Annotated in this window: 17 protein-coding genes; 12 read left to right on the plus strand and 5 right to left on the minus strand. The window is 58.9% G+C overall.

Features of this window, described 5'->3' with window-relative positions:
- Positions 1-22: 22 nt before the first annotated feature.
- Positions 23-799: a peroxide stress protein YaaA gene (gene yaaA, locus J0F90_RS03280; protein WP_033641483.1), complete on the minus strand. Its 777-nt coding sequence runs from the start codon at positions 797-799 to the stop codon at positions 23-25.
- Positions 800-904: 105 nt separating this feature from the next.
- Positions 905-2,341, minus strand: coding sequence for an alanine/glycine:cation symporter family protein (locus tag J0F90_RS03285; RefSeq protein WP_033641226.1), 1,437 nt, complete (start codon positions 2,339-2,341; stop codon positions 905-907).
- A 383-nt stretch (positions 2,342-2,724) separates the two neighbouring features.
- Between J0F90_RS03285 and tal the strand changes: the two genes are divergently transcribed.
- The 3 genes from tal to J0F90_RS03300 all read left to right on the plus strand — a co-directional run bounded on the left by tal (position 2,725) and on the right by J0F90_RS03300 (position 5,849).
- Positions 2,725-3,678 carry a transaldolase gene (tal, locus tag J0F90_RS03290; protein WP_004932982.1) on the plus strand — a complete coding sequence of 318 codons (954 nt, stop codon included), beginning with the start codon at positions 2,725-2,727 and terminating at the stop codon, positions 3,676-3,678.
- Between the two features lie 151 nt (positions 3,679-3,829).
- Positions 3,830-4,417: a molybdopterin adenylyltransferase gene (gene mog, locus J0F90_RS03295; RefSeq protein WP_015376607.1), complete on the plus strand. Its 588-nt coding sequence runs from the start codon at positions 3,830-3,832 to the stop codon at positions 4,415-4,417.
- Positions 4,418-4,541: 124 nt separating this feature from the next.
- A complete protein-coding gene (locus tag J0F90_RS03300; protein ID WP_016929143.1) occupies positions 4,542-5,849 on the plus strand; it encodes an MFS transporter in 1,308 nt (435 codons plus the stop codon).
- A gap of 45 nt (positions 5,850-5,894) precedes the next feature.
- Here J0F90_RS03300 and satP read toward each other — a convergent pair whose 3' ends face one another.
- Positions 5,895-6,494, minus strand: a complete 600-nt coding sequence (gene satP / locus J0F90_RS03305) for an acetate uptake transporter (protein ID WP_033641484.1) — start codon at positions 6,492-6,494, stop codon at positions 5,895-5,897.
- Positions 6,495-6,818: 324 nt separating this feature from the next.
- On the opposite strand from satP, the gene dnaK reads away from it, so the two are divergent.
- The 4 genes from dnaK to nhaR all read left to right on the plus strand — a co-directional run bounded on the left by dnaK (position 6,819) and on the right by nhaR (position 12,458).
- A complete protein-coding gene (gene dnaK / locus J0F90_RS03310) occupies positions 6,819-8,732 on the plus strand; it encodes a molecular chaperone DnaK (protein ID WP_004932972.1) in 1,914 nt (637 codons plus the stop codon).
- 106 nt (positions 8,733-8,838) lie between these two features.
- Positions 8,839-9,963: a molecular chaperone DnaJ gene (gene dnaJ / locus J0F90_RS03315; RefSeq protein WP_004932969.1), complete on the plus strand. Its 1,125-nt coding sequence runs from the start codon at positions 8,839-8,841 to the stop codon at positions 9,961-9,963.
- A gap of 236 nt (positions 9,964-10,199) precedes the next feature.
- Positions 10,200-11,366, plus strand: coding sequence for a Na+/H+ antiporter NhaA (gene nhaA, locus J0F90_RS03320; protein WP_033641227.1), 1,167 nt, complete (start codon positions 10,200-10,202; stop codon positions 11,364-11,366).
- A gap of 192 nt (positions 11,367-11,558) precedes the next feature.
- Positions 11,559-12,458 carry a transcriptional activator NhaR gene (gene nhaR, locus J0F90_RS03325; RefSeq protein ID WP_028127865.1) on the plus strand — a complete coding sequence of 300 codons (900 nt, stop codon included), beginning with the start codon at positions 11,559-11,561 and terminating at the stop codon, positions 12,456-12,458.
- Positions 12,459-12,529: 71 nt separating this feature from the next.
- On the opposite strand, the gene rpsT is transcribed toward nhaR, so the two are convergent.
- Positions 12,530-12,793 carry a 30S ribosomal protein S20 gene (rpsT, locus tag J0F90_RS03330; RefSeq protein WP_004932960.1) on the minus strand — a complete coding sequence of 88 codons (264 nt, stop codon included), beginning with the start codon at positions 12,791-12,793 and terminating at the stop codon, positions 12,530-12,532.
- Positions 12,794-13,183: 390 nt separating this feature from the next.
- Between rpsT and ribF the strand changes: the two genes are divergently transcribed.
- The 5 genes from ribF (at position 13,184) to ispH (ending at position 19,024) form a co-directional block, all read left to right on the plus strand.
- Complete coding sequence (gene ribF, locus J0F90_RS03335; protein WP_033641228.1) at positions 13,184-14,122, plus strand: bifunctional riboflavin kinase/FAD synthetase; 939 nt, start codon at positions 13,184-13,186, stop codon at positions 14,120-14,122.
- A 156-nt stretch (positions 14,123-14,278) separates the two neighbouring features.
- Positions 14,279-17,095, plus strand: coding sequence for an isoleucine--tRNA ligase (ileS, locus tag J0F90_RS03340; RefSeq protein ID WP_016929137.1), 2,817 nt, complete (start codon positions 14,279-14,281; stop codon positions 17,093-17,095).
- Between the two features lie 13 nt (positions 17,096-17,108).
- Positions 17,109-17,618 carry a signal peptidase II gene (lspA, locus tag J0F90_RS03345; RefSeq protein ID WP_016929136.1) on the plus strand — a complete coding sequence of 170 codons (510 nt, stop codon included), beginning with the start codon at positions 17,109-17,111 and terminating at the stop codon, positions 17,616-17,618.
- 1 nt (position 17,619) lies between these two features.
- Positions 17,620-18,090 (plus strand): FKBP-type peptidyl-prolyl cis-trans isomerase, encoded by a 471-nt coding sequence (gene fkpB / locus J0F90_RS03350; protein ID WP_016929135.1) that lies wholly within the window; start codon positions 17,620-17,622, stop codon positions 18,088-18,090.
- On the plus strand, positions 18,071-19,024 hold the full coding sequence (ispH, locus tag J0F90_RS03355) for a 4-hydroxy-3-methylbut-2-enyl diphosphate reductase (protein WP_033641229.1): 954 nt from the start codon (positions 18,071-18,073) through the stop codon (positions 19,022-19,024). The genes fkpB and ispH overlap by 20 nt, the downstream gene beginning before the upstream one ends.
- A gap of 273 nt (positions 19,025-19,297) precedes the next feature.
- On the opposite strand, the gene J0F90_RS03360 is transcribed toward ispH, so the two are convergent.
- On the minus strand, positions 19,298-20,224 hold the full coding sequence (locus tag J0F90_RS03360) for a LysR family transcriptional regulator (RefSeq protein ID WP_028127864.1): 927 nt from the start codon (positions 20,222-20,224) through the stop codon (positions 19,298-19,300).
- Between the last annotated feature and the right edge of the window lie 99 nt (positions 20,225-20,323).

Consider the following 20,323-nt stretch of genomic DNA (forward strand, 5'->3'; position numbering starts at 1 on the left):
GCCGTCTTGCGACGGCTTTTTTTTATGCCTGCTCCGGGCGCTTGAACACCAGTTCATTGCCCTGCGAGGCGGCTTCGTCGAAGGCGTAGCCTTCCAGGTTGAAGTCCGCCAACTGCTCGCTGCGCGTCAGGCGGTTCTTGATGATAAAGCGGCTCATCAACCCGCGCGCTTTCTTGGCGTAGAAACTGATGACCTTGTATTTGCCGTTCTTCTCGTCGAGGAACACCGGTTTGATCAGCGCGCCGTGCAGTTTGGCCGGCTTCACCGCTTTGAAATACTCGTCGGACGCCAGGTTGACCACCACGTCATCGCCCTGTTGCTCCAGCGCTTCGTTGAGCTTTTTGGTGATCTGATCGCCCCAGAAGCTGTACAGATCTTTGCCCTTCGGGTTTTCCAGCTTGATGCCCATCTCCAGCCGATACGGCATCATCAGATCGAGCGGGCGCAGCACCCCATACAGGCCGGACAGCATGCGCAGATGCTGTTGGGCGAAGTCGAAATCGGCTTCGCTGAAATCCTGCGCCTGCAGGCCGGTGTAAACGTCGCCCTTGAACGCCAGCAACGCCTGACGGGCGTTGTCCGGGGTAAATGCCGGCTGCCACTCGCTAAAGCGCGCGGCGTTCAGGCCGGCCAGCTTGTCGCTGATGCTCATCAGGCTGGCGATTTGCGCCGGCGTCAGCTTGCGGCAAATGTTGATAAGCCGCTGAGACTTGTCCAGCAGTTCGGGTTGCGTGAAGCGTTTTGTCGCCAGCGGGCTGTCGTAATCGAGCGTTTTTGCAGGGGAAATAATAACGAGCATGGCCAGATCCTGTTTATCCAAGTGCGGGTACTGTAGCAAAAAGCGCAGGAAAAAGCGGCAATCGGTCCAATAGGCGGGGCGCGCATCGCACGCGCCCCGGAAAACTCAGCGCGGCGGCTTTTGATCGTCCCACACGCCCGGCTCCAGCTGCGATTTCAGCTCCGGGAATCGGGTGGCGTCGAAGGTTGGTAGCTTGCCCAGGCGGCGCTGGCGATGGTAGTCGTCGGCCAGTTTCAGCGCCACCCGCGACAGCAGCAGGATCGCCGTCAGGTTGGTGATCGCCATTAGCGCCATGGAGGTATCCGCCATTTTCCACACCAGCGGCAGCTCCGCCAGCGCGCCGAACATCACCATGCCCAGCGCCACACAGCGGAAAATCAACAGGCCGCCCGGATGATTGTGTTCGAGGAACACCAGGTTGCTCTCGGCATAGGCATAGTTGGCGATGATCGAGGTGAAGGCGAAGAAGAAGATGGCGATGGCGACGAACGGTGCCCCCCAGCTGCCGACGGCGGTCGACAGCGCGCGCTGCGTCAGATCGATGCCGCTGATGCTGTCGGTCGGCTGATCGAGTATGCCGGAAGAGAGGATGATCGCCGCGGTGGCGCTGCAGATGACGATGGTATCGATAAACACCCCGAGCATTTGCACGTAGCCCTGCGAAGCCGGATGCGGCGGATAAGGCGAGGCGGACGCCGCCGCGTTGGGCGCCGAGCCCATGCCGGCTTCGTTGGAGAACAGGCCACGCTGCACGCCCTGGGTCATCGCCTGGGAGATGCCGTAACCGACGGCGCCGGCTGCGGCTTCCTGCAGGCCGAAGGCGCTTTTGAAGATCAGCGCCAGGATCGCCGGCATGTGTTCGATGTTATGGCCAATCACCCAGAGAGCCAGCAGCAGGTAGGCGCCCGCCATCAGCGGCACCACCAGTTCGGCCACTTTGGCGATGGAACGGATGCCGCCGAAGATCACCACGCCGCTCAGCAGCACCAGACCGATACCGACGTGCAGCGGTTGCAAATGGAAGGCGACGGCGGAGGCTTGCGCGATGGAGTTGGCCTGCACGGCGTTGAACACCAGACCGAACGCGATGATCAGGAAGATCGAGAACAGCACGCCCATCCAGCGCATGCCGAGGCCTTTTTCCATGTAATAGGCCGGGCCACCGCGGTAGTTGCCGTTGTCGTCTTTGGTTTTATAGAGCTGAGCCAGCGAGCTTTCCACAAATGAGGTGGCCATGCCGATAAACGCCACCACCCACATCCAGAAGATGGCGCCGGGGCCGCCGGCGGTCAGGGCGATGGCGACGCCGGTCAGGTTGCCGGTGCCGACGCGCGCCGCCAGCGTGGTGCACAGCGCCTGGAAAGAGGAGATGCCGGCGCTGTCGCTTTTATTGCTGTTTTTCAACACCGAGAACATGTGGCTGAAGTGGCGAAGCTGGATAAAGCGGGTACGCAACGTGAAGTAAATGCCGGTGCCGAGCAGCAGATAAATCAGCACTGACCCCCACAAAATGTTGTTTATAAAATTCATCAGGTCCGTCAAGGGATCCCTCCTCTTATCGAAATGTCATGCGCACCTTGCAGCATCCACCGCAGGTGAAAAACATTGGCCTATTTTTTACAAGAGCTTAGCTGGAATCTGTCCGGCGTCAGTCGATTAAGATTTTTCGCAGATTAGCGGACGAATTGCATCAATTTTTTCGAATTTAACATAATTTATTCGGGCGATAGCACGTTATTGCCTTTCCATCCGCTCGGTTATGGCGAAAGATATCGGCGTAAACGGTTGCTCGCCCAAGGATAAAACAGATGCTTGCGCGCCGCGGTTTTCCAGCCTTGCACCGGGCTTGGCGCATGTTATTATCAGGGCAGGGCATGGTTGAACAATGCCAAAAGTTCATGCACAAACGATGAGATAATGCCAACATGACCGACAAATTAACTTCCCTGCGCCAGCTGACTACAGTGGTTGCAGATACGGGTGATATCGCGGCAATGAAGCTGTATCAACCGCAGGACGCCACAACCAACCCTTCGCTGATCCTCAATGCAGCCCAAATTCCTGAATACCGCAAACTGATTGACGAAGCCATTGCCTGGGCGCGCGGCCAGAGCAGCGATCGCGAGCAGCAGATCGCCGACGCCGCCGACAAGCTGGCGGTCAACATCGGTCTGGAGATCCTCAAACTGGTTCCGGGCCGCATTTCCACCGAGGTTGACGCGCGTCTGTCTTACGACACCGTTGCCAGCGTGGCCAAGGCCAAGCGCCTGATCAAGCTGTACAACGAAGCCGGCATCAGCAACGATCGCATTCTGATCAAACTGGCCTCGACCTGGCAGGGCATCCGCGCGGCGGAGCAGCTGGAGAAAGAAGGCATCAACTGTAACCTGACGCTGCTGTTCTCCTTCGCTCAGGCTCGCGCCTGTGCCGAAGCCGGCGTTTACCTGATCTCGCCGTTCGTCGGCCGTATCCTCGACTGGTACAAAGCTAACGGCGACAAGAAAGAGTTCGCTCCGCACGAAGATCCGGGCGTGATCTCCGTGACCGAAATTTACCAGTACTACAAACAGCACGGTTACAACACCGTGGTGATGGGCGCCAGCTTCCGCAACGTCGGCGAAATCATCGAACTGGCCGGCTGTGACCGCCTGACCATCGCGCCTGCGCTGCTGAAAGAGCTGGCGGAGAGCGAAGGCGCGCTGGAGCGTAAACTGTCTTACACCGGTGAAGTGAAGGCGCGTCCTGCCGCACTGACCGAACCTGAGTTCTACTGGCAGCACAACCAGGATCCGATGGCGGTTGAAAAACTGACCGACGGCATCCGCAAGTTCGCCGTAGACCAGGGTAAACTGGAAAAAATGATCGCCGACCTGCTGTAATTCCCGCAGATCGCGCAGTAAAAAGGTGGCTCAGGCCACCTTTTTTTATGCCCGACGCTCCCGCCGGCGGGGGAAGCCCTTATACTCTCGGCAATGACAACAGAACGGGAGACGAACCCGTTCGGACCCCATCAGGCTGTAGAGGTTACGCATGGATATTTTACGTATTGGTTTGGTTTCCGTTTCCGACCGCGCTTCCGGCGGCGTTTATCAGGATAAAGGCATTCCGGCGCTGGAGGAGTGGCTGGCCGGCGCGCTGGCGACGCCCTTCAAGCTGGAAACCCGGCTGATCCCCGATGAGCAGACGCAAATTGAACAGACGCTGTGCGAGCTGGTGGACGAAATGGGCTGCCATCTGGTGCTGACCACCGGCGGCACCGGGCCGGCGCGCCGCGACGTCACCCCCGACGCCACGCTGGCGATCGCCGATCGCGTGATGCCCGGCTTCGGCGAGCAAATGCGTCAGATCAGCCTACACTATGTGCCAACGGCAATTCTTTCTCGCCAGGTGGGGGCGATCCGCAAACAGGCGCTGATCATCAACTTGCCCGGCCAACCGAAGTCGATCAAGGAAACGCTGGAAGGGGTAAAGGATGAGCAGGGCAATGCGGTGGTGCATGGCATCTTCGCCAGCGTGCCTTATTGCATTCAACTGCTTGACGGGCCTTACGTCGAAACGCACGCCGCGGTGGTAGCAGCATTTCGGCCAAAGAGCGCGCGTCGCGAGATAAACCTCTAAATTTCAGCGTTCTGCGAGATCGGCTTCAGCCCGTCTGGTGTGAAAATAATTTGCCGTTATAGTAAGGATTCTTTTACAGAAAGCCTGCGGCTTTTATTTTTACAGCCTTTACCGACGGTGCCCTATGCCTCACGACAATAATCGCCGGCTGAACCGGCAAGACTACAAAACGCTGACGTTGGCCGCGTTGGGCGGCGCGCTGGAGTTTTACGACTTCATCATCTTCGTGTTCTTCGCCGCCGTGGTCGGCGATCTGTTCTTCCCGGCGGACATGCCGGAGTGGCTGCGGCTGGTGCAAACCTTCGGCATCTTCGCCGCCGGCTATCTTGCCCGCCCGCTGGGCGGCATCGTGATGGCGCACTTCGGCGATCTGGTCGGCCGCAAAAAGATGTTTACCCTGAGCATTCTGCTGATGGCGTTGCCGACGCTGGCGATGGGTCTGCTGCCGACCTACGCCAGTATCGGCATCGCCGCGCCGCTGCTGCTGCTGCTGATGCGCGTGCTGCAGGGCGCGGCGATCGGCGGTGAGGTGCCGGGCGCCTGGGTCTTCGTCGCCGAACACGTGCCGCGCCGGCGCATCGGCTTCGCCTGCGGCACGCTGACCGCCGGGCTGACGGTGGGCATCTTGTTGGGCTCGGTGGTGGCGACGGTGATCAACACCACGCTCAGCCCGCAGAGCATCGCCGGCGGCGGCTGGCGCATTCCTTTCCTGTTGGGCGGCATGTTCGGCCTGGTGGCGATGTACTTGCGCCGTTGGCTGCAGGAGACGCCGATCTTTATCGAGATGCAGGCGCGTAAAGCGCTGGCCGAGGAGCTGCCGCTGAAATCGGTGGTGATCAACCACAAACGGGAAGTGGCGGTGTCGATGCTGCTGACCTGGCTGCTCTCCGCCGGCATCGTGGTGGTGATCCTGATGACCCCGACCTATCTGCAAAAGCAGTTCGCCATCGCACCGGCCTTGACGCTGCAGGCCAACAGCATCGCCACCATCATGTTGATCGCCGGCTGCATCGTCGCCGGTTTGTCGGCCGATCGCTTCGGCGCCAGCAAAACGCTGGTGGTCGGCAGTGTGCTGCTGGCCGGCTGCAGCTGGCTGTTCTATCAAACGGTGGGCGTGCGCCCGGAAATGCTGTTCGCCTGCTATGCGCTGGTGGGCTTCAGCGTAGGCGTGGTGGGGGCCGTGCCGTATGTGATGGTGCGGGCCTTCCCGGCGGAAGTGCGGTTTACCGGCATCTCGTTCTCATATAACGTCTCGTACGCTATTTTTGGCGGTTTAACCCCTATTTTTGTGACGCTGATCATGAAATTAACCCCGTTAGCGCCCGCTTACTATGTGTTGGCGCTGTCGCTCCTCGGGCTGCTGCTCGGCGTCTACCTGCATCGCGACCTGAACAGCGAAGCCGGGGAGCGGCGAGCCGACTCCTACAGCTAAAAAAAAAGCCCTGCAGTGCAGGGCTTTTTCGTCAGGGGAGGGCGATTACGCCGCGACCGGTGAGGCCGCGACGCGGGCCGGGGCCGGTTCGCCAATCGGCAGCACGGTGCGGCCGTATTGCTCGTTGAGCACTTCTGCCATCGCCAGGTAGATGGCGCTGGCGCCGCAGATGATGCCCTCATAACCGGCGAAGGTCAGCAGCACGTGGTTGCCGGTGATGTTGCCGACGGCCAGCAGGGCGAACAGCAGCGTCAGGCTGGCGAACACGAACTGCAGCACGCGGTTGGCGCCCAGGGTGCCGAAGAACATGAACAGGGTGAAGACGCCCCACAGCGCCAGGTAGATGCCCAGCACGTGCGCCTCGGTGGCTTCAGCCAGGCCCAGACGCGGCAGCAGCAGCAGGCCGACCAGGCTCAGCCAGAAGCTGCCGTAGGCGGTGAAGGCGGTCATGCCGAAGGTGTTGCCCTTCTTGTACTCCAGCAGACCGGCCAGGATCTGGGCCAGGCCACCGAAGAAAATCCCCATGCTGATGATGGCGGAGTTCAGTGGGAAAAAGCCCGCGTTGTGCAGGTTCAGCAAGACGGTGGTCATCCCGAAGCCCATCAGGCCGAGAGGGCCGGGATTCGCCAACTTGTTGGTGTGCATAAGTCCTCTGCGATAACAGAAAATTAACGGAAACAGCGAAGTAAAATCATAAATGGTCTGAATGGCCAAAAAATCGAAGTTTTCCACCAGAGCGCGCGCATCATAATGATCCCCGCAGCCGGAAACAATGATCTGAATGACGATAAAAAAAGAAATTTTTTTCGCCTTGCCCCTTGATGCCGGACTGGATGGCCCCATCTTATTTGCAACCGCAGCTGCTAACCGCGGGTCGCACTGAGATATCGGGCAGTTGAAAAGCAAAAAATCGCCCGCATATAGGTTAGCAACCTGACTGATTATGAATTTTTTAGTGGAGACGTTTAGATGGGCAAAATTATTGGTATCGACCTGGGTACTACCAACTCTTGCGTAGCAATTATGGATGGTGCCAAGGCACGCGTGCTGGAAAACGCCGAGGGCGACCGCACCACTCCTTCTATTATCGCATATACCCAGGACGGTGAAACTCTGGTTGGCCAGCCGGCTAAGCGTCAGGCAGTGACCAACCCTGAAAACACCCTGTTCGCCATCAAGCGCCTGATCGGTCGCCGCTTCCAGGATGAAGAAGCGCAGCGCGACAAAGCGATCATGCCGTACAAAATCGTCGAAGCCGACAACGGCGACGCCTGGCTGGAAGTGAAAGGCCAGAAAATGGCTCCGCCGCAGATCTCTGCGGAAGTGCTGAAAAAAATGAAGAAAACGGCGGAAGATTATCTGGGCGAACCGGTAACTGAAGCGGTTATCACCGTACCGGCTTACTTCAACGACGCCCAGCGTCAGGCGACCAAAGACGCCGGCCGCATCGCGGGTCTGGAAGTCAAACGCATCATCAACGAACCGACTGCGGCGGCTCTGGCCTACGGCCTGGACAAAGAAGTCGGCAACCGCACCATCGCGGTTTATGACCTGGGCGGCGGTACTTTCGATATCTCCATCATCGAAATCGACGACGTTGACGGCGAAAAAACCTTTGAAGTGCTGGCGACCAACGGTGACACCCACCTGGGTGGCGAAGACTTCGACAGCCGTCTGATCAACTATCTGGTGGAAGAGTTCAAGAAAGATCAGGGTATCGATCTGCGCAACGATCCGCTGGCGATGCAGCGTCTGAAAGAAGCCGCTGAGAAAGCGAAGATTGAACTGTCTTCCGCTCAGCAGACCGACGTTAACCTGCCGTACATCACCGCAGACGCGACCGGTCCAAAACACATGAACATCAAAGTGACTCGCGCCAAACTCGAGTCGCTGGTTGAAGATCTGGTTGCGCGCTCTATCGAACCGCTGAAAGTGGCGCTGAAAGACGCAGGCCTGTCGGTTTCCGACATTCAGGACGTGATCCTGGTGGGCGGCCAAACCCGTATGCCAATGGTGCAGAAGAAAGTCGCAGACTTCTTCGGCAAAGAACCGCGTAAAGACGTGAACCCGGACGAAGCGGTTGCCGTGGGCGCTGCGGTACAGGGCGGCGTGTTGGCCGGTGATGTGAAGGACGTTCTGCTGCTGGACGTGACCCCGCTGTCGCTGGGTATCGAAACCATGGGCAGCGTGATGACGCCGCTGATCACCAAAAACACCACGATCCCGACCAAGCACAGCCAGGTGTTCTCTACCGCTGAAGACAACCAGTCTGCGGTAACCATCCACGTGCTGCAGGGTGAGCGTAAGCGCGCCAGCGATAACAAATCTCTGGGCCAGTTTAACCTGGACGGCATCCAGGCGGCGCCGCGCGGCATGGCGCAGATCGAAGTGACCTTCGATATCGATGCCGACGGCATCCTGCACGTGTCTGCCAAAGACAAGAACACCGGTCGTGAGCAGAAGATCACCATCAAGGCATCTTCTGGCCTGAACGAAGACGAAATCCAGAAAATGGTGCGCGACGCCGAGCTGAACGCTGAAGCTGACCGCAAGTTCGAAGAGCTGGTACAGACGCGTAACCAGGCGGATCACCTGATCCACGGCACTCGCAAGCAGCTGGAAGAAGCGGGCGACAAACTGCCGGCGGAAGACAAAACGGCGATCGAAGCGGCGCTGAAGGATCTGGAAGCGGCGGTGAAAGGCGAAGATAAAGCCGAGATCGAAGCGAAGACTCAGGCGCTGGTGCAGGTTTCCGGCAAACTGCTGGAAATGGCTCAGGCGCAGCAGGCTCAGCAGGGTGCTGACGCCGGCGCGGACAACGCGGCGCAGAAAGACGACGACGTGGTTGACGCCGAGTTCGAAGAAGTTAAAGACAAAAAATAATCGCCCTTAAGCGGGCACGGGGCGGCCGAGGTGTCGTTCCCGGAAACCAGCACGGGCGTCGAGGCAACTCTGCGCCCGTGCACGCATGTTAAGGGTAAGCGAAAGAATGGCGAAGAAAGACTATTACGAGATTCTCGGCGTCAGCAAGACGGCGGATGAACGTGAGATCAAAAAGGCGTATAAACGCCTGGCGATGAAATACCATCCTGACCGCAACCAGGAACAAGACGCCGAAACCAAGTTTAAAGAAGTTAAAGAAGCTTACGAAGTTCTGACCGACGACCAGAAACGCGCGGCCTACGACCAGTATGGGCACGCGGCCTTTGAACAGGGCGGCATGGGCGGCGGCGGCTTTGGCGGCGGCGCCGACTTCAGCGATATCTTTGGCGACGTGTTTGGCGACATCTTCGGCGGAGGCCGCCGTCAGCGCGCCAGCCGCGGTTCCGATCTGCGCTATAACATGGAGCTGACCCTCGAGGAAGCGGTACGTGGCGTCACCAAAGAGATCCGCATCCCGACGCTGGAAGAGTGCGACGTCTGCCACGGCAGCGGCGCCAAACCGGGCAGCTCGCCGGTGACCTGTCCAACCTGTCACGGTCAGGGCCAGGTGCAGATGCGTCAGGGCTTCTTCACCGTGCAACAGGCGTGTCCGCATTGCCATGGCCGCGGTCAGATTATCAAAGATCCGTGCAACAAGTGCCACGGCCACGGCCGGGTAGAAAAATCCAAGACGCTGTCGGTGAAAATTCCGGCCGGCGTCGATACCGGCGACCGTATCCGCCTGGCGGGTGAAGGTGAAGCCGGCGAACACGGCGCACCGGCGGGCGATCTGTACGTTCAGGTGCAGGTGAAGGCGCACCCGATCTTCGAGCGTGAAGGCAACAACCTGTACTGTGAAGTGCCGATCAACTTCGCCATGGCGGCGCTGGGCGGCGAGATTGAAGTGCCGACGCTGGACGGCCGGGTGAAACTGAAGGTGCCTTCGGAGACCCAAACCGGCAAGCTGTTCCGCATGCGCGGCAAGGGCGTGAAATCGGTGCGCGGCGGCAGCCAGGGCGACCTGCTGTGTCGCGTGGTGGTGGAAACCCCGGTCAATCTGAACGACAAGCAGAAGCAGCTGCTGCGTGAGCTGGAAGAGAGCCTGGGTGGCCCGTCCGGCGACAAGAACAGCCCGCGTTCGAAGAGCTTCTTCGACGGGGTGAAAAAGTTCTTTGACGATCTGACTCGCTAACCTACTGTTTCTTTTGGTTTATGTACGAACCCCGGACTTCTGTTCCGGGGTTTTTATTTGCGCGCCAAACCGCAAATTCCATAATATAAGTGTGACTTATTCGTGCTTTTTATCGGTTTTTCCGAGCTATTTAGCATTTATAAACTTATTTTTTCGAACTAAAACGCCCTCTATACTCACTTCATGACTGTGGTTCGCAGGGCGCTACGTCCTGCACAGATTTGGAGAGACGTACTGTGACCAACATCATTCGTCAATTTTTACGTCAGGAAGCCGCGGGCGGTATCATTCTGATCGCGGCGGCGATCGTCGCCCTGATCATGGCCAACACCCCGGCGCAGGGGATCTATCAGGCATTCCTTAACCTGCCGGTGATGGTGAAGATTGCTTCGCTGGAGATCGCCAAGCCGCTGCTGCTGTGGATCAACGATGGCCTGATGGCCATCTTCTTCCTGGTGGTGGGGCTGGAGGTCAAGCGCGAGCTGATGCAAGGCTCGCTGTCCGGGCGCGATAAGGCGGTGTTTCCGGCGATCGCCGCGCTGGGCGGCATGCTAGCGCCGGCGCTGATTTACCTGCTGTTCAACGGCGCGGATGACGTCACCCGCCAGGGTTGGGCGATCCCGGCTGCGACCGATATCGCCTTCGCGCTTGGCGTAATGGCGCTGCTGGGCAACCGCGTGCCGACCAGCCTGAAAGTGTTCCTGCTGGCGTTGGCGATCATCGACGACCTGGGCGTGATTATCATCATCGCACTGTTCTACACCCACGAAGTGTCGATGGTGGCGCTGGGCGTGGCGGCGGCGGCGACGGCGCTGCTGGCGGTGATGAACTGGCGCGGCGTGGGCAAGACCTCGTTATACATGATGGTTGGCCTGGTGTTGTGGGTGGCGATCCTCAAGTCTGGGGTGCATGCGACGCTGGCCGGGGTGATCGTCGGCTTTATGATCCCGTTGAACGTCAAAAAGGGGCCATCGCCGTCGGAAACGCTGGAGCATGAGTTGCACCCTTGGGTCGCGTTTATGATCCTGCCGCTGTTCGCTTTCGCCAACGCCGGGGTCTCTTTGCAGGGCGTATCGCTGGAAGGGTTAACGTCGCTGCTGCCGGTCGGGATTGCGGCTGGGCTGTTTATCGGCAAGCCGCTGGGGATTTTCCTCTTCAGCCTGCTGGCGGTGAAAATGGGCATCGCCCGTTTGCCTGAAGGCATCGGCTTCAAACAGGTGTTTGCCGTTTCGGTGCTCTGCGGCATTGGTTTCACCATGTCGATTTTTATCGCCTCGCTGGCGTTTGGCGATGCAGATGCGGCGCTCAGCACCTATTCCCGCCTGGGGATCCTGTTGGGCTCCACCACTGCGGCGGTGGTAGGGTATGGATTGCTGCGTCTGGCGTTGCCGCGCGTGCGTTAATCCTGAATGTGCCCGGTAAAGGCACATAATAAAATGGCTGGTCGGAGCTGTACGGTATAAAATATGTGCAGCTTCGGCCGTTCTTCGTTGGGACTAATGGGGTTATACGTTGTCTGAAGCAGGGAAAGGAAGTTTGTCGCTCGTCACGGCACACCGTTTGCCGCTGCGAAACGTTGTTAAGGAGAGCCGCTCGTGAGGATGTCGCATATCAACTTTAATCACCTTTACTATTTCTGGCAGGTCTGCAAGGCCGGTTCCGTGGTTGGTGCCGCCGAAGCGTTGTTTCTGACGCCGCAGACCATCACCGGCCAGATCAAAGCGCTGGAAGAGCGGTTGGACGGCAAGCTGTTCAAACGCCAGGGGCGCGGGTTGGTGCCTTCGGAGCTGGGGCAGTTGGTGTTCCGCTATGCCGACAAGATGTTTATGCTCAGCCAGGAAATGCTGGATATCGTCAACTACCGCAAAGAGTCCAACCTGCTGTTCGACGTCGGCGTAGCGGATGCGCTGTCGAAGCGGCTGGTCAGCCAGGTATTGGAAACGGCGGTGGTGGTGGACAACGAGCAGATCCACCTGCGTTGCTTTGAATCGACGCACGAGATGCTGCTGGAGCAGCTTAGCCAGCACAAGCTGGATATGATCCTCTCGGATTGCCCGGTGGACTCCAGCCAGCAGGAAGGGCTGTTCTCGCTGAAGCTGGGCGAGTGCGGCATCAGCTTTTTCTGTCGCCAACCGGCGCCGGACCTGCCGTTCCCGGCTTGTCTGGAGCAGCGCAAGCTGCTGATCCCCGGCCGCCGTTCGATGTTGGGGCGCAAGCTGCTCAACTGGTTCAATACGCAGGGCATTCAGGTGGAAATTCTGGGCGAGTTTGACGATGCGGCGCTGATGAAGGCCTTCGGCATGTACCACAATGCGATCTTCGTGGCGCCGACGCTGTATGCGCAGGATACCTACAACGATGACAACGTGGTGGAGATTGGGCGTATCGACAGCGTGCAGGAGGAGTATTACATCATCTTCGCCGAGCGCATGATCCAGCATCCGGCGGTGCAGCGCGTCTGCAACAAAGACTTCTCGGCGCTGTTTTCCTGCTAGCGGTTCACTGAACGCAGGACGTAAAAAAACCGGCCTGAGCCGGTTTTTTTATCAAGCAGATAACGAAATGCTTATTGCATTGCGTTGATGCGTGCAGTCAGGTTTGACTTATGACGCGCTGCTTTGTTTTTGTGGATCAGGCCTTTAGCTGCCTGACGGTCCACCAGTGGTTGCATTACCAGGAATGCATTTTGTGCTGCTTCTTTGTCGCCAGCTGCGATAGCTGCGTCTACCTTCTTGATGAAGGTACGCACCATTGAGCGACGGCTTGCGTTATGCTTGCGGCGTTTCTCAGACTGTACGGCGCGTTTCTTAGCTGATTTGATATTAGCCAAGGTCCAACTCCCAAATATATTCTATTGAGGACAATTCAAAGGCCGAGGAATATGCCCTTTTAGCCTTCGTTTGTCAATGGATTTGTGCAAATAAGCGCCGTTTGTACAGGCGGCACTCGCTACGTTGTGATGGCGCAGGATTTTACCAGCTTCGCTCTTGGGAATACAGTGTTTCGCGAGAAAATTCGCCAATGTTTTGCCGCGGCGGGCGCAAGCCGTTGGCCGCGGTCGAGAATCGCCCCGACAACGCCGGATAAACTGCGGCGAAGCCGTTTCACGCGCAGATTATCTCCGGTATGGTATGTCTATTACATAAAGGCACCAATCGCGGGTTAACCTTACCGGCTGTACAAGGTATAATCCGCCGATTTCCACTGTTTTGAGCCAGCTATGGAGCTAATTCGCGGCATTCACAATATCCGGGCGCGCCACCATGGTTGCGTGCTCACCATCGGCAACTTTGACGGCGTACACCGCGGTCATCAGGCGCTGCTGGAGCAGTTGAAGCAACAAGGGCAACGCCTCGGGCTGCCGGTGATGGTCATGATCTTTGAGCCGCAGCCGCTGGAGATGTTCGCCGCAGACAAGGCGCCGGCCCGCTTGACGCGCCTGCGCGACAAGGCCAACTATCTGGCGCAGGCGGGCGTCGATTACCTGCTGTGCGTCAAGTTCGATCCGCGTTTCGCCGCCAACACCGCGCAGGCGTTCGTCGCCGAGCTGCTGGTGGAAAAACTGGGCGTCAAATTCCTGATGGTGGGGGATGATTTTCGCTTTGGCGCCGGGCGTCAGGGCGATTTTCCGCTATTGCAGCAGGCCGGAAAAGAGTACGGCTTCGACGTGGTCAGCACCCCGACCTTCCGCGAAGGCGATCGGCGCATCAGCAGCACCGCGATCCGCACCGCGCTGAGCGAGGACGATCTGCCGTTGGCGGAGACCCTGCTGGGCCACCCGTACAGCATTTCCGGGCGCGTGGTGCACGGTGACGAGCTGGGGCGCACCATCGGCTTCCCGACCGCCAATCTGCCGCTCAAGCGTCTGGTGGCGCCGGTGAAAGGAGTGTATGCGGTGGAAGTGTATGGCCTGGGGCCGAAGCCGCTGCCGGGCGTGGCCAATATCGGCACGCGCCCGACCGTCGCCGGCGTGCGCCAGCAGCTGGAAGTGCATCTGCTGGATGTCACAATGGATCTTTACGGGCGCCATATTGAGGTGGTGCTCCGCGCAAAATTGCGCAATGAACAGCGGTTTGCTTCGCTGGATGCCCTGAAGCAGCAAATCGCCAATGATGTGGTGACGGCCCGGAAGTTCTTCGGGTTAAAAACACTGGTTTAATCGTTTACCCTAAACAATTCGAGTTGCATCGCGGCGGCAACCGCGCGAACCCCGATGAGCTTGCACAGGCAAGTGATTCGGGTGAGAAAGGGCGGCCGACAAAGATGCAGCTTGAAGTGTGACGGGTAAATAGCCGAAAACGGAAACGAGAATCTCATGAGTGACTACAAGAATACCCTGAACTTGCCGGAAACAGGGTTCCCGATGCGCGGCGATCTCGCCAAGCGCGAACCTGGCATGCTGCAACGTTGGTATGAACAGGATCTGTACGGGATTATTCGTACTGCCAAAAAGGGCAAGAAAACCTTCATTTTGCATGACGGCCCTCCGTATGCGAACGGCAGCATTCACATTGGTCACTCGGTTAACAAGATTCTCAAAGACATTATCATCAAGTCGAAAGGGATGGCCGGCTTCGACTCGCCTTATGTGCCGGGTTGGGATTGCCACGGCCTGCCGATCGAACTGAAGGTTGAGCAACTGTACGGCAAGCCGGGCGAGAAGCTGACGGCGGCCGAGTTCCGCCAGAAGTGCCGCGAGTACGCGGCCGAGCAGGTTGAAGGCCAGAAGAAGGACTTCATCCGCCTGGGCGTGTTGGGCGACTGGGATCGTCCGTACCTGACGATGGACTTCAAAACCGAAGCCAACATCATCCGCGCGCTGGGCAAGATCATCAGCAACGGCCACCTGCTGAAAGGCGCCAAGCCGGTTCACTGGTGCACCGACTGCGGCTCGTCGCTGGCGGAAGCGGAAGTGGAGTACTACGACAAGACTTCGCCGTCGATCGACGTGAGCTTCCATGCGGCCGACGCGGCTGCCGTGGCGGCCAAGTTCGGCGTGAGCCACTTCAGCGGCGCCATTTCGCTGGTTATCTGGACCACCACCCCGTGGACCCTGCCGGCCAACCGCGCGATCTCGCTGCACCCGGACTTCACCTATCAGTTGGTGCAGGTTGACGGCCAGTGCCTGATCCTGGCGGCCGAACTGGTGGAAAGCGTGATGAAACGCGCCGGCATCACCGAGTGGACGGTGCTGGGCAGCTGCAAAGGCGCCGATCTGGAGCTGCTGCGCTTCAAACACCCGTTCATGGACTTCGACGTGCCGGCGATCCTCGGCGAGCATGTGACCCTGGACGCCGGTACCGGTGCGGTGCACACCGCGCCTGGCCACGGCCCGGACGACTTCGTGATCGGCCAGAAATACGGCCTGGAAGTGGCCAACCCGGTAGGGCCGAACGGCTGCTACCTGACCGGCACCTACCCGCTGCTGGACGGCAAGTTCGTCTTCAAGGCCAACGATCTGATCGTCGATCTGCTGCGTGACAAAGGCGCGCTGCTGCACGTCGAGAAGTTCCTGCACAGCTATCCGTGCTGCTGGCGCCACAAGACGCCGATCATCTTCCGCGCTACGCCGCAATGGTTCATCAGCATGGATCAGAAAGGCCTGCGTCAGCAGTCGCTGGAAGAGATCAAGGGCGTACAGTGGATCCCGGATTGGGGCCAGGCGCGCATCGAAATGATGGTCGCCAACCGCCCGGACTGGTGCATCTCGCGTCAGCGCACCTGGGGCGTGCCGATGTCGCTGTTCGTGCATAAAGAGACCGAGCAGCTGCACCCGCGCAGCGTTGAGCTGATGGAAGAAGTGGCCAAACGCGTCGAGCAAGACGGCATTCAGGCCTGGTGGGATCTGGACGCGGCCGACATCCTCGGCGCGGAAGCCGCCGACTACGTGAAAGTGCCGGATACGCTGGACGTGTGGTTCGATTCCGGTTCCACCCACGCCTCGGTTGTCGACGTGCGTCCTGAATTCAACGGCCACGGCGCCGACATGTATCTGGAAGGCTCCGACCAACACCGCGGCTGGTTCATGTCATCGCTGATGATTTCCACCGCGATGAAGGGCAAGGCGCCGTACAAGGAAGTGCTGACCCACGGCTTCACCGTCGACGGTCAGGGCCGCAAGATGTCCAAATCGATCGGCAACACCGTCAGCCCGCAGGACGTGATGAACAAGCTGGGCGGCGACATTCTGCGTCTGTGGGTGGCGTCGACCGATTACACCGGCGAGATCGCGGTGTCCGACGAGATCCTCAAGCGCTCCGCCGACTCTTATCGCCGCATCCGCAACACCGCGCGCTTCCTGCTGGCCAACCTGAACGGGTTCGAGCCGAGCACCGATTGCGTGGCGCCGGAAGACATGGTGGTGCTGGATCGCTGGGCGGTCGGCCGCGCGCTGGCGGCGCAGCGGGATATCGAGCAGGCTTACGCCAACTACGATTTCCACGAAGTGGTGCAGCGCCTGATGCAGTTCTGTTCGGTCGAGATGGGCTCCTTCTACCTGGATATCATCAAGGATCGTCAGTACACCGCGAAGAGCGACAGCGTCGCCCGCCGCAGCTGCCAGACCGCGCTGTATCACATCGTCGAAGCGCTGGTGCGCTGGATGGCGCCGATCATGTCGTTCACCGCAGACGAGATCTGGGGCTTCATGCCGGGCAAACGCGCGCAGTACGTGTTCACTGAAGAGTGGTACGACGGCCTGTTCGGGCTGGCGGAAGGCGAGTCGATGAACGACGCTTTCTGGGCTGAGCTGCTGAAAGTGCGCGGCGAAGTGAACAAGGTGCTGGAGCAGGCGCGTGCCGACAAACGCCTCGGCGGTTCGCTGGAAGCGGCGGTGACGCTGTATGCCGACAGCGAGTTGGCGGCGCGTCTGAACAGCCTGCAGGATGAGCTGCGCTTTGTGCTGCTGACCTCTGCGGCAAGCGTTGCGCCTTTGGCGGATGCGCCGGCCGACGCGCAGGCTTCCGAGCTGCTGAAAGGGCTGAAAATCGCCTTCAGCACGGCGCCAGGTGAGAAGTGCCCGCGCTGCTGGCATTACACCACCGATATCGGCCTGGTGGCGGAGCACGCAGACATCTGCGGCCGCTGTGTGAGCAACGTCGCCGGTGACGGCGAGAAGCGTAACTTTGCCTGAGAACTCGCGCCTGATGAGTAAACCAATTTGTTCGACCGGCCTGCGTTGGCTGTGGGTTGTAGTGGCGGTGCTGGCGCTGGATTTCGGCAGCAAGCAGTGGATCCTCGCTAACTTTACGCTGGGCCAGTCCCAGCCGTTGATCCCGTCGTTCAACCTGTTTTACGCGCGCAACTACGGCGCCGCGTTCAGCTTCCTGGCCGATCACGGCGGTTGGCAGCGCTGGTTCTTCGCCGGCATCGCCATCGCCATCGTCGCGGTGCTGCTGGTGATGATGTACCGCAGCGCGGCGCAGCAGAAGCTGAACAACATCGCCTACGCCTTCATCATCGGCGGGGCGCTGGGCAACCTGTTCGATCGCCTGTGGCACGGTTTTGTGGTCGATTTCATCGACTTCTACGTCGGTGACTGGCACTACCCGACCTTCAATCTGGCGGACAGCTTTATCTGCGTGGGCGCGGCGATGATCGTGCTGGAAGGTTTCTTGTCGCCGGCGAACAAAGACGCAAAGAGTAAAGGTGAGTAATATGACGGCTCAGGTTATCAGTGACAGCGCGGTGCTGGTTCACTTCACGCTGAAACTGGAAGACGGTTCGACCGCCGAATCCACCCGCAGCAGCGGCAAACCGGCGCTGTTCCGCCTGGGTGACGGCAGCCTGTCGGCGCCGCTGGAAGAGCAACTGCTCGGCCTGCGCGCGGGCGACAAGCGCGCCTTTACCCTGCAGCCGGAAGCGGCGTTCGGCGCGGAGAACCCGGATCTGGTCCAGTTCTTCTCGCGCCGCGACTTCGCGGAAACCGGCGTGCCGGACGTGGGCACCATCATGCTGTTTACCGCCATCGACGGCAGCGAAATGCCGGGCGTGGTGCGCGCGGTGGCGGAGGATTCAATCACCGTCGATTTCAACCATCCGCTGGCGGGCCATCCGGTGACCTTCGACATCGAAGTGCTGGAGATCGATCCGCAGCAGGAGGAGACGCATGCAAATATTGCTGGCTAACCCGCGCGGCTTCTGCGCCGGGGTTGATCGTGCGATCAGCATCGTGGAACGCGCGCTGGAGCTATATGGCGCGCCGATCTACGTTCGACATGAAGTGGTGCACAACCGCTACGTGGTCGACAGCCTGCGTGAGCGCGGCGCGGTGTTTATCGAAGAGATCGCCGAAGTGCCGGACGGCTCTATCCTGATCTTCTCGGCGCACGGCGTTTCTCAGGCGGTGCGCGCCGAAGCCAAGGCGCGCGATCTGACCATGCTGTTCGACGCCACCTGTCCTCTGGTGACCAAGGTGCATATGGAAGTGGCGCGCGCCAGCCGCCGCGGCACCGAAGCGATCCTGATCGGCCATGCCGGGCACCCGGAGGTGGAAGGCACCATGGGCCAGTACAGCAACCCGCAGGGCGGCATGTACCTGGTCGAATCGCCGGAAGACGTGTGGAAGCTGCAGGTGAAAGACGAAAACAACCTGTGCTTCATGACGCAGACCACGCTGTCGGTTGATGATACCTCGGACGTGATCGATGCGCTGCGTCAGCGCTTCCCGAGCATTATCGGTCCGCGCAAGGATGACATTTGCTACGCCACCACCAACCGTCAGGAAGCGGTGCGCAACCTGGCCGGCGATGCGGACGTGGTGCTGGTGGTGGGGTCGAAGAACTCTTCCAACTCTAACCGTCTGGCCGAACTGGCGCAGCGCGTGGGCAAACCGGCTTATCTGATCGATTCGGCGGCGGATATTCAGGAAAGCTGGCTGAGCGAAGCGCGCAATATCGGCGTTACCGCCGGCGCCTCGGCGCCGGACGTGCTGGTGCAGGAGGTGATCTCCCGCCTGAAAGCGCTGGGCGGCCTGGACGTGCATGAAATCAGCGGGCGCGAAGAGAACATCGTGTTCGAAGTGCCGAAAGAGCTGCGCGTGGACGTCCGTCAGATTGACTGAGGTGCGTGAGTGAATGACAACGGGGGGCTTAGGCTTCCCGTTTTTTTTTGGAAAGCGAGCCGCGTAAAAAATAACACTCCATGCATATTCAAATTTTCTGCTAACTAAAGTCAAATTTATTCTGAGCATTTGAAATAACGTCGGTGTGATTAATTATATAGGCTGGCGAAAAGTCATTAATAAGAATATCATTAGGCTGCAATCTAAATAGGCCCGGTGTTGGCAAAGTGATTACAATAATTACAATAATGGATGTTGCAGATGTTTCTTATTTTATTCCTGCCGAATATGTTCTACGGCGGTTAATCCCTTCTCCTGCAAATAGAGTTTCATATGTTCCAGCAATCGTCTGACTTTTAATGGCTGGATCTCCCTACGTGGCATAATGGCGTAGCAATTAATTTCCGGTAAGCGCCAATCGGGCAATATTTCAATCAGCTCGCCGCTGCGCAATTCACGTTCAACATTGGCGAAGAAATTGCGAATGATGCCCTTGCCGGTCAACGCCAACTCCTTCATCGCCATACCGCTGTTGGTGAACAAACGCCCGGTCATGCGCATGCGGTGTTCATCGCCGTTGCGATGGATAAGACGGACAAACTGTGGGTTGCCGAGCGGCGTAAAGGTGACCCAATGGTGATGGGTCAGCGCCTGCGGCGAATCCGGCACGCCGTGGTGTGCCAGGTAGGCCGGTGAGGCGCACAACACTTCGCGGCAGCGGGCCAACCGCGTGGAAACGTAGCTGGAATCGGCCAGCACGCCGCCGCGTATCGCCAGATCGATGCGTTGCGCGATCAGGTCTATCTTCTCATCGTGGATCTCCAGCCGCAGCGTGAGCCGAGGATGCTCGTCGAGAAAGCTTTGCAACGCCGGCACCAGATAGTGAGTGGCGAATTCGGTGGAAGTGGCGACGCGCAGTTCGCCGACCAGTTCTCCGCGCAGCGCGGCGATCCGTTGTTGGCCACGTTCGGCAGCGTGGATCATCAGCAGGCAATCTTCATAAAAACACAATCCTGCTTCGGTCAGACTCAATGAACGCGTCGATCGCAACAGTAATTGAATGCCCAGATGCTCCTCCAGCTGGCGAATATGTTGGCTGACGGCGGAGGTCGTCATGCCCAATTCTTTTGCCGCCATGCTGAATGCGCCGCAATCGACCACTTTTGAGAAAATGGCCATGCGTTTTAAAATATTGCTCATAGTTTGTTAAGCACAACTTAACCAAGATTGTGAATTATACGGGCTAATAATATAGCATCATCTCTTCTATATTGCCTGAAGCATATAAACGACGGGCTG

The sequence above is a fragment of the Serratia marcescens subsp. marcescens ATCC 13880 genome (assembly GCF_017299535.1).
GTDB lineage: Bacteria > Pseudomonadota > Gammaproteobacteria > Enterobacterales > Enterobacteriaceae > Serratia > Serratia marcescens.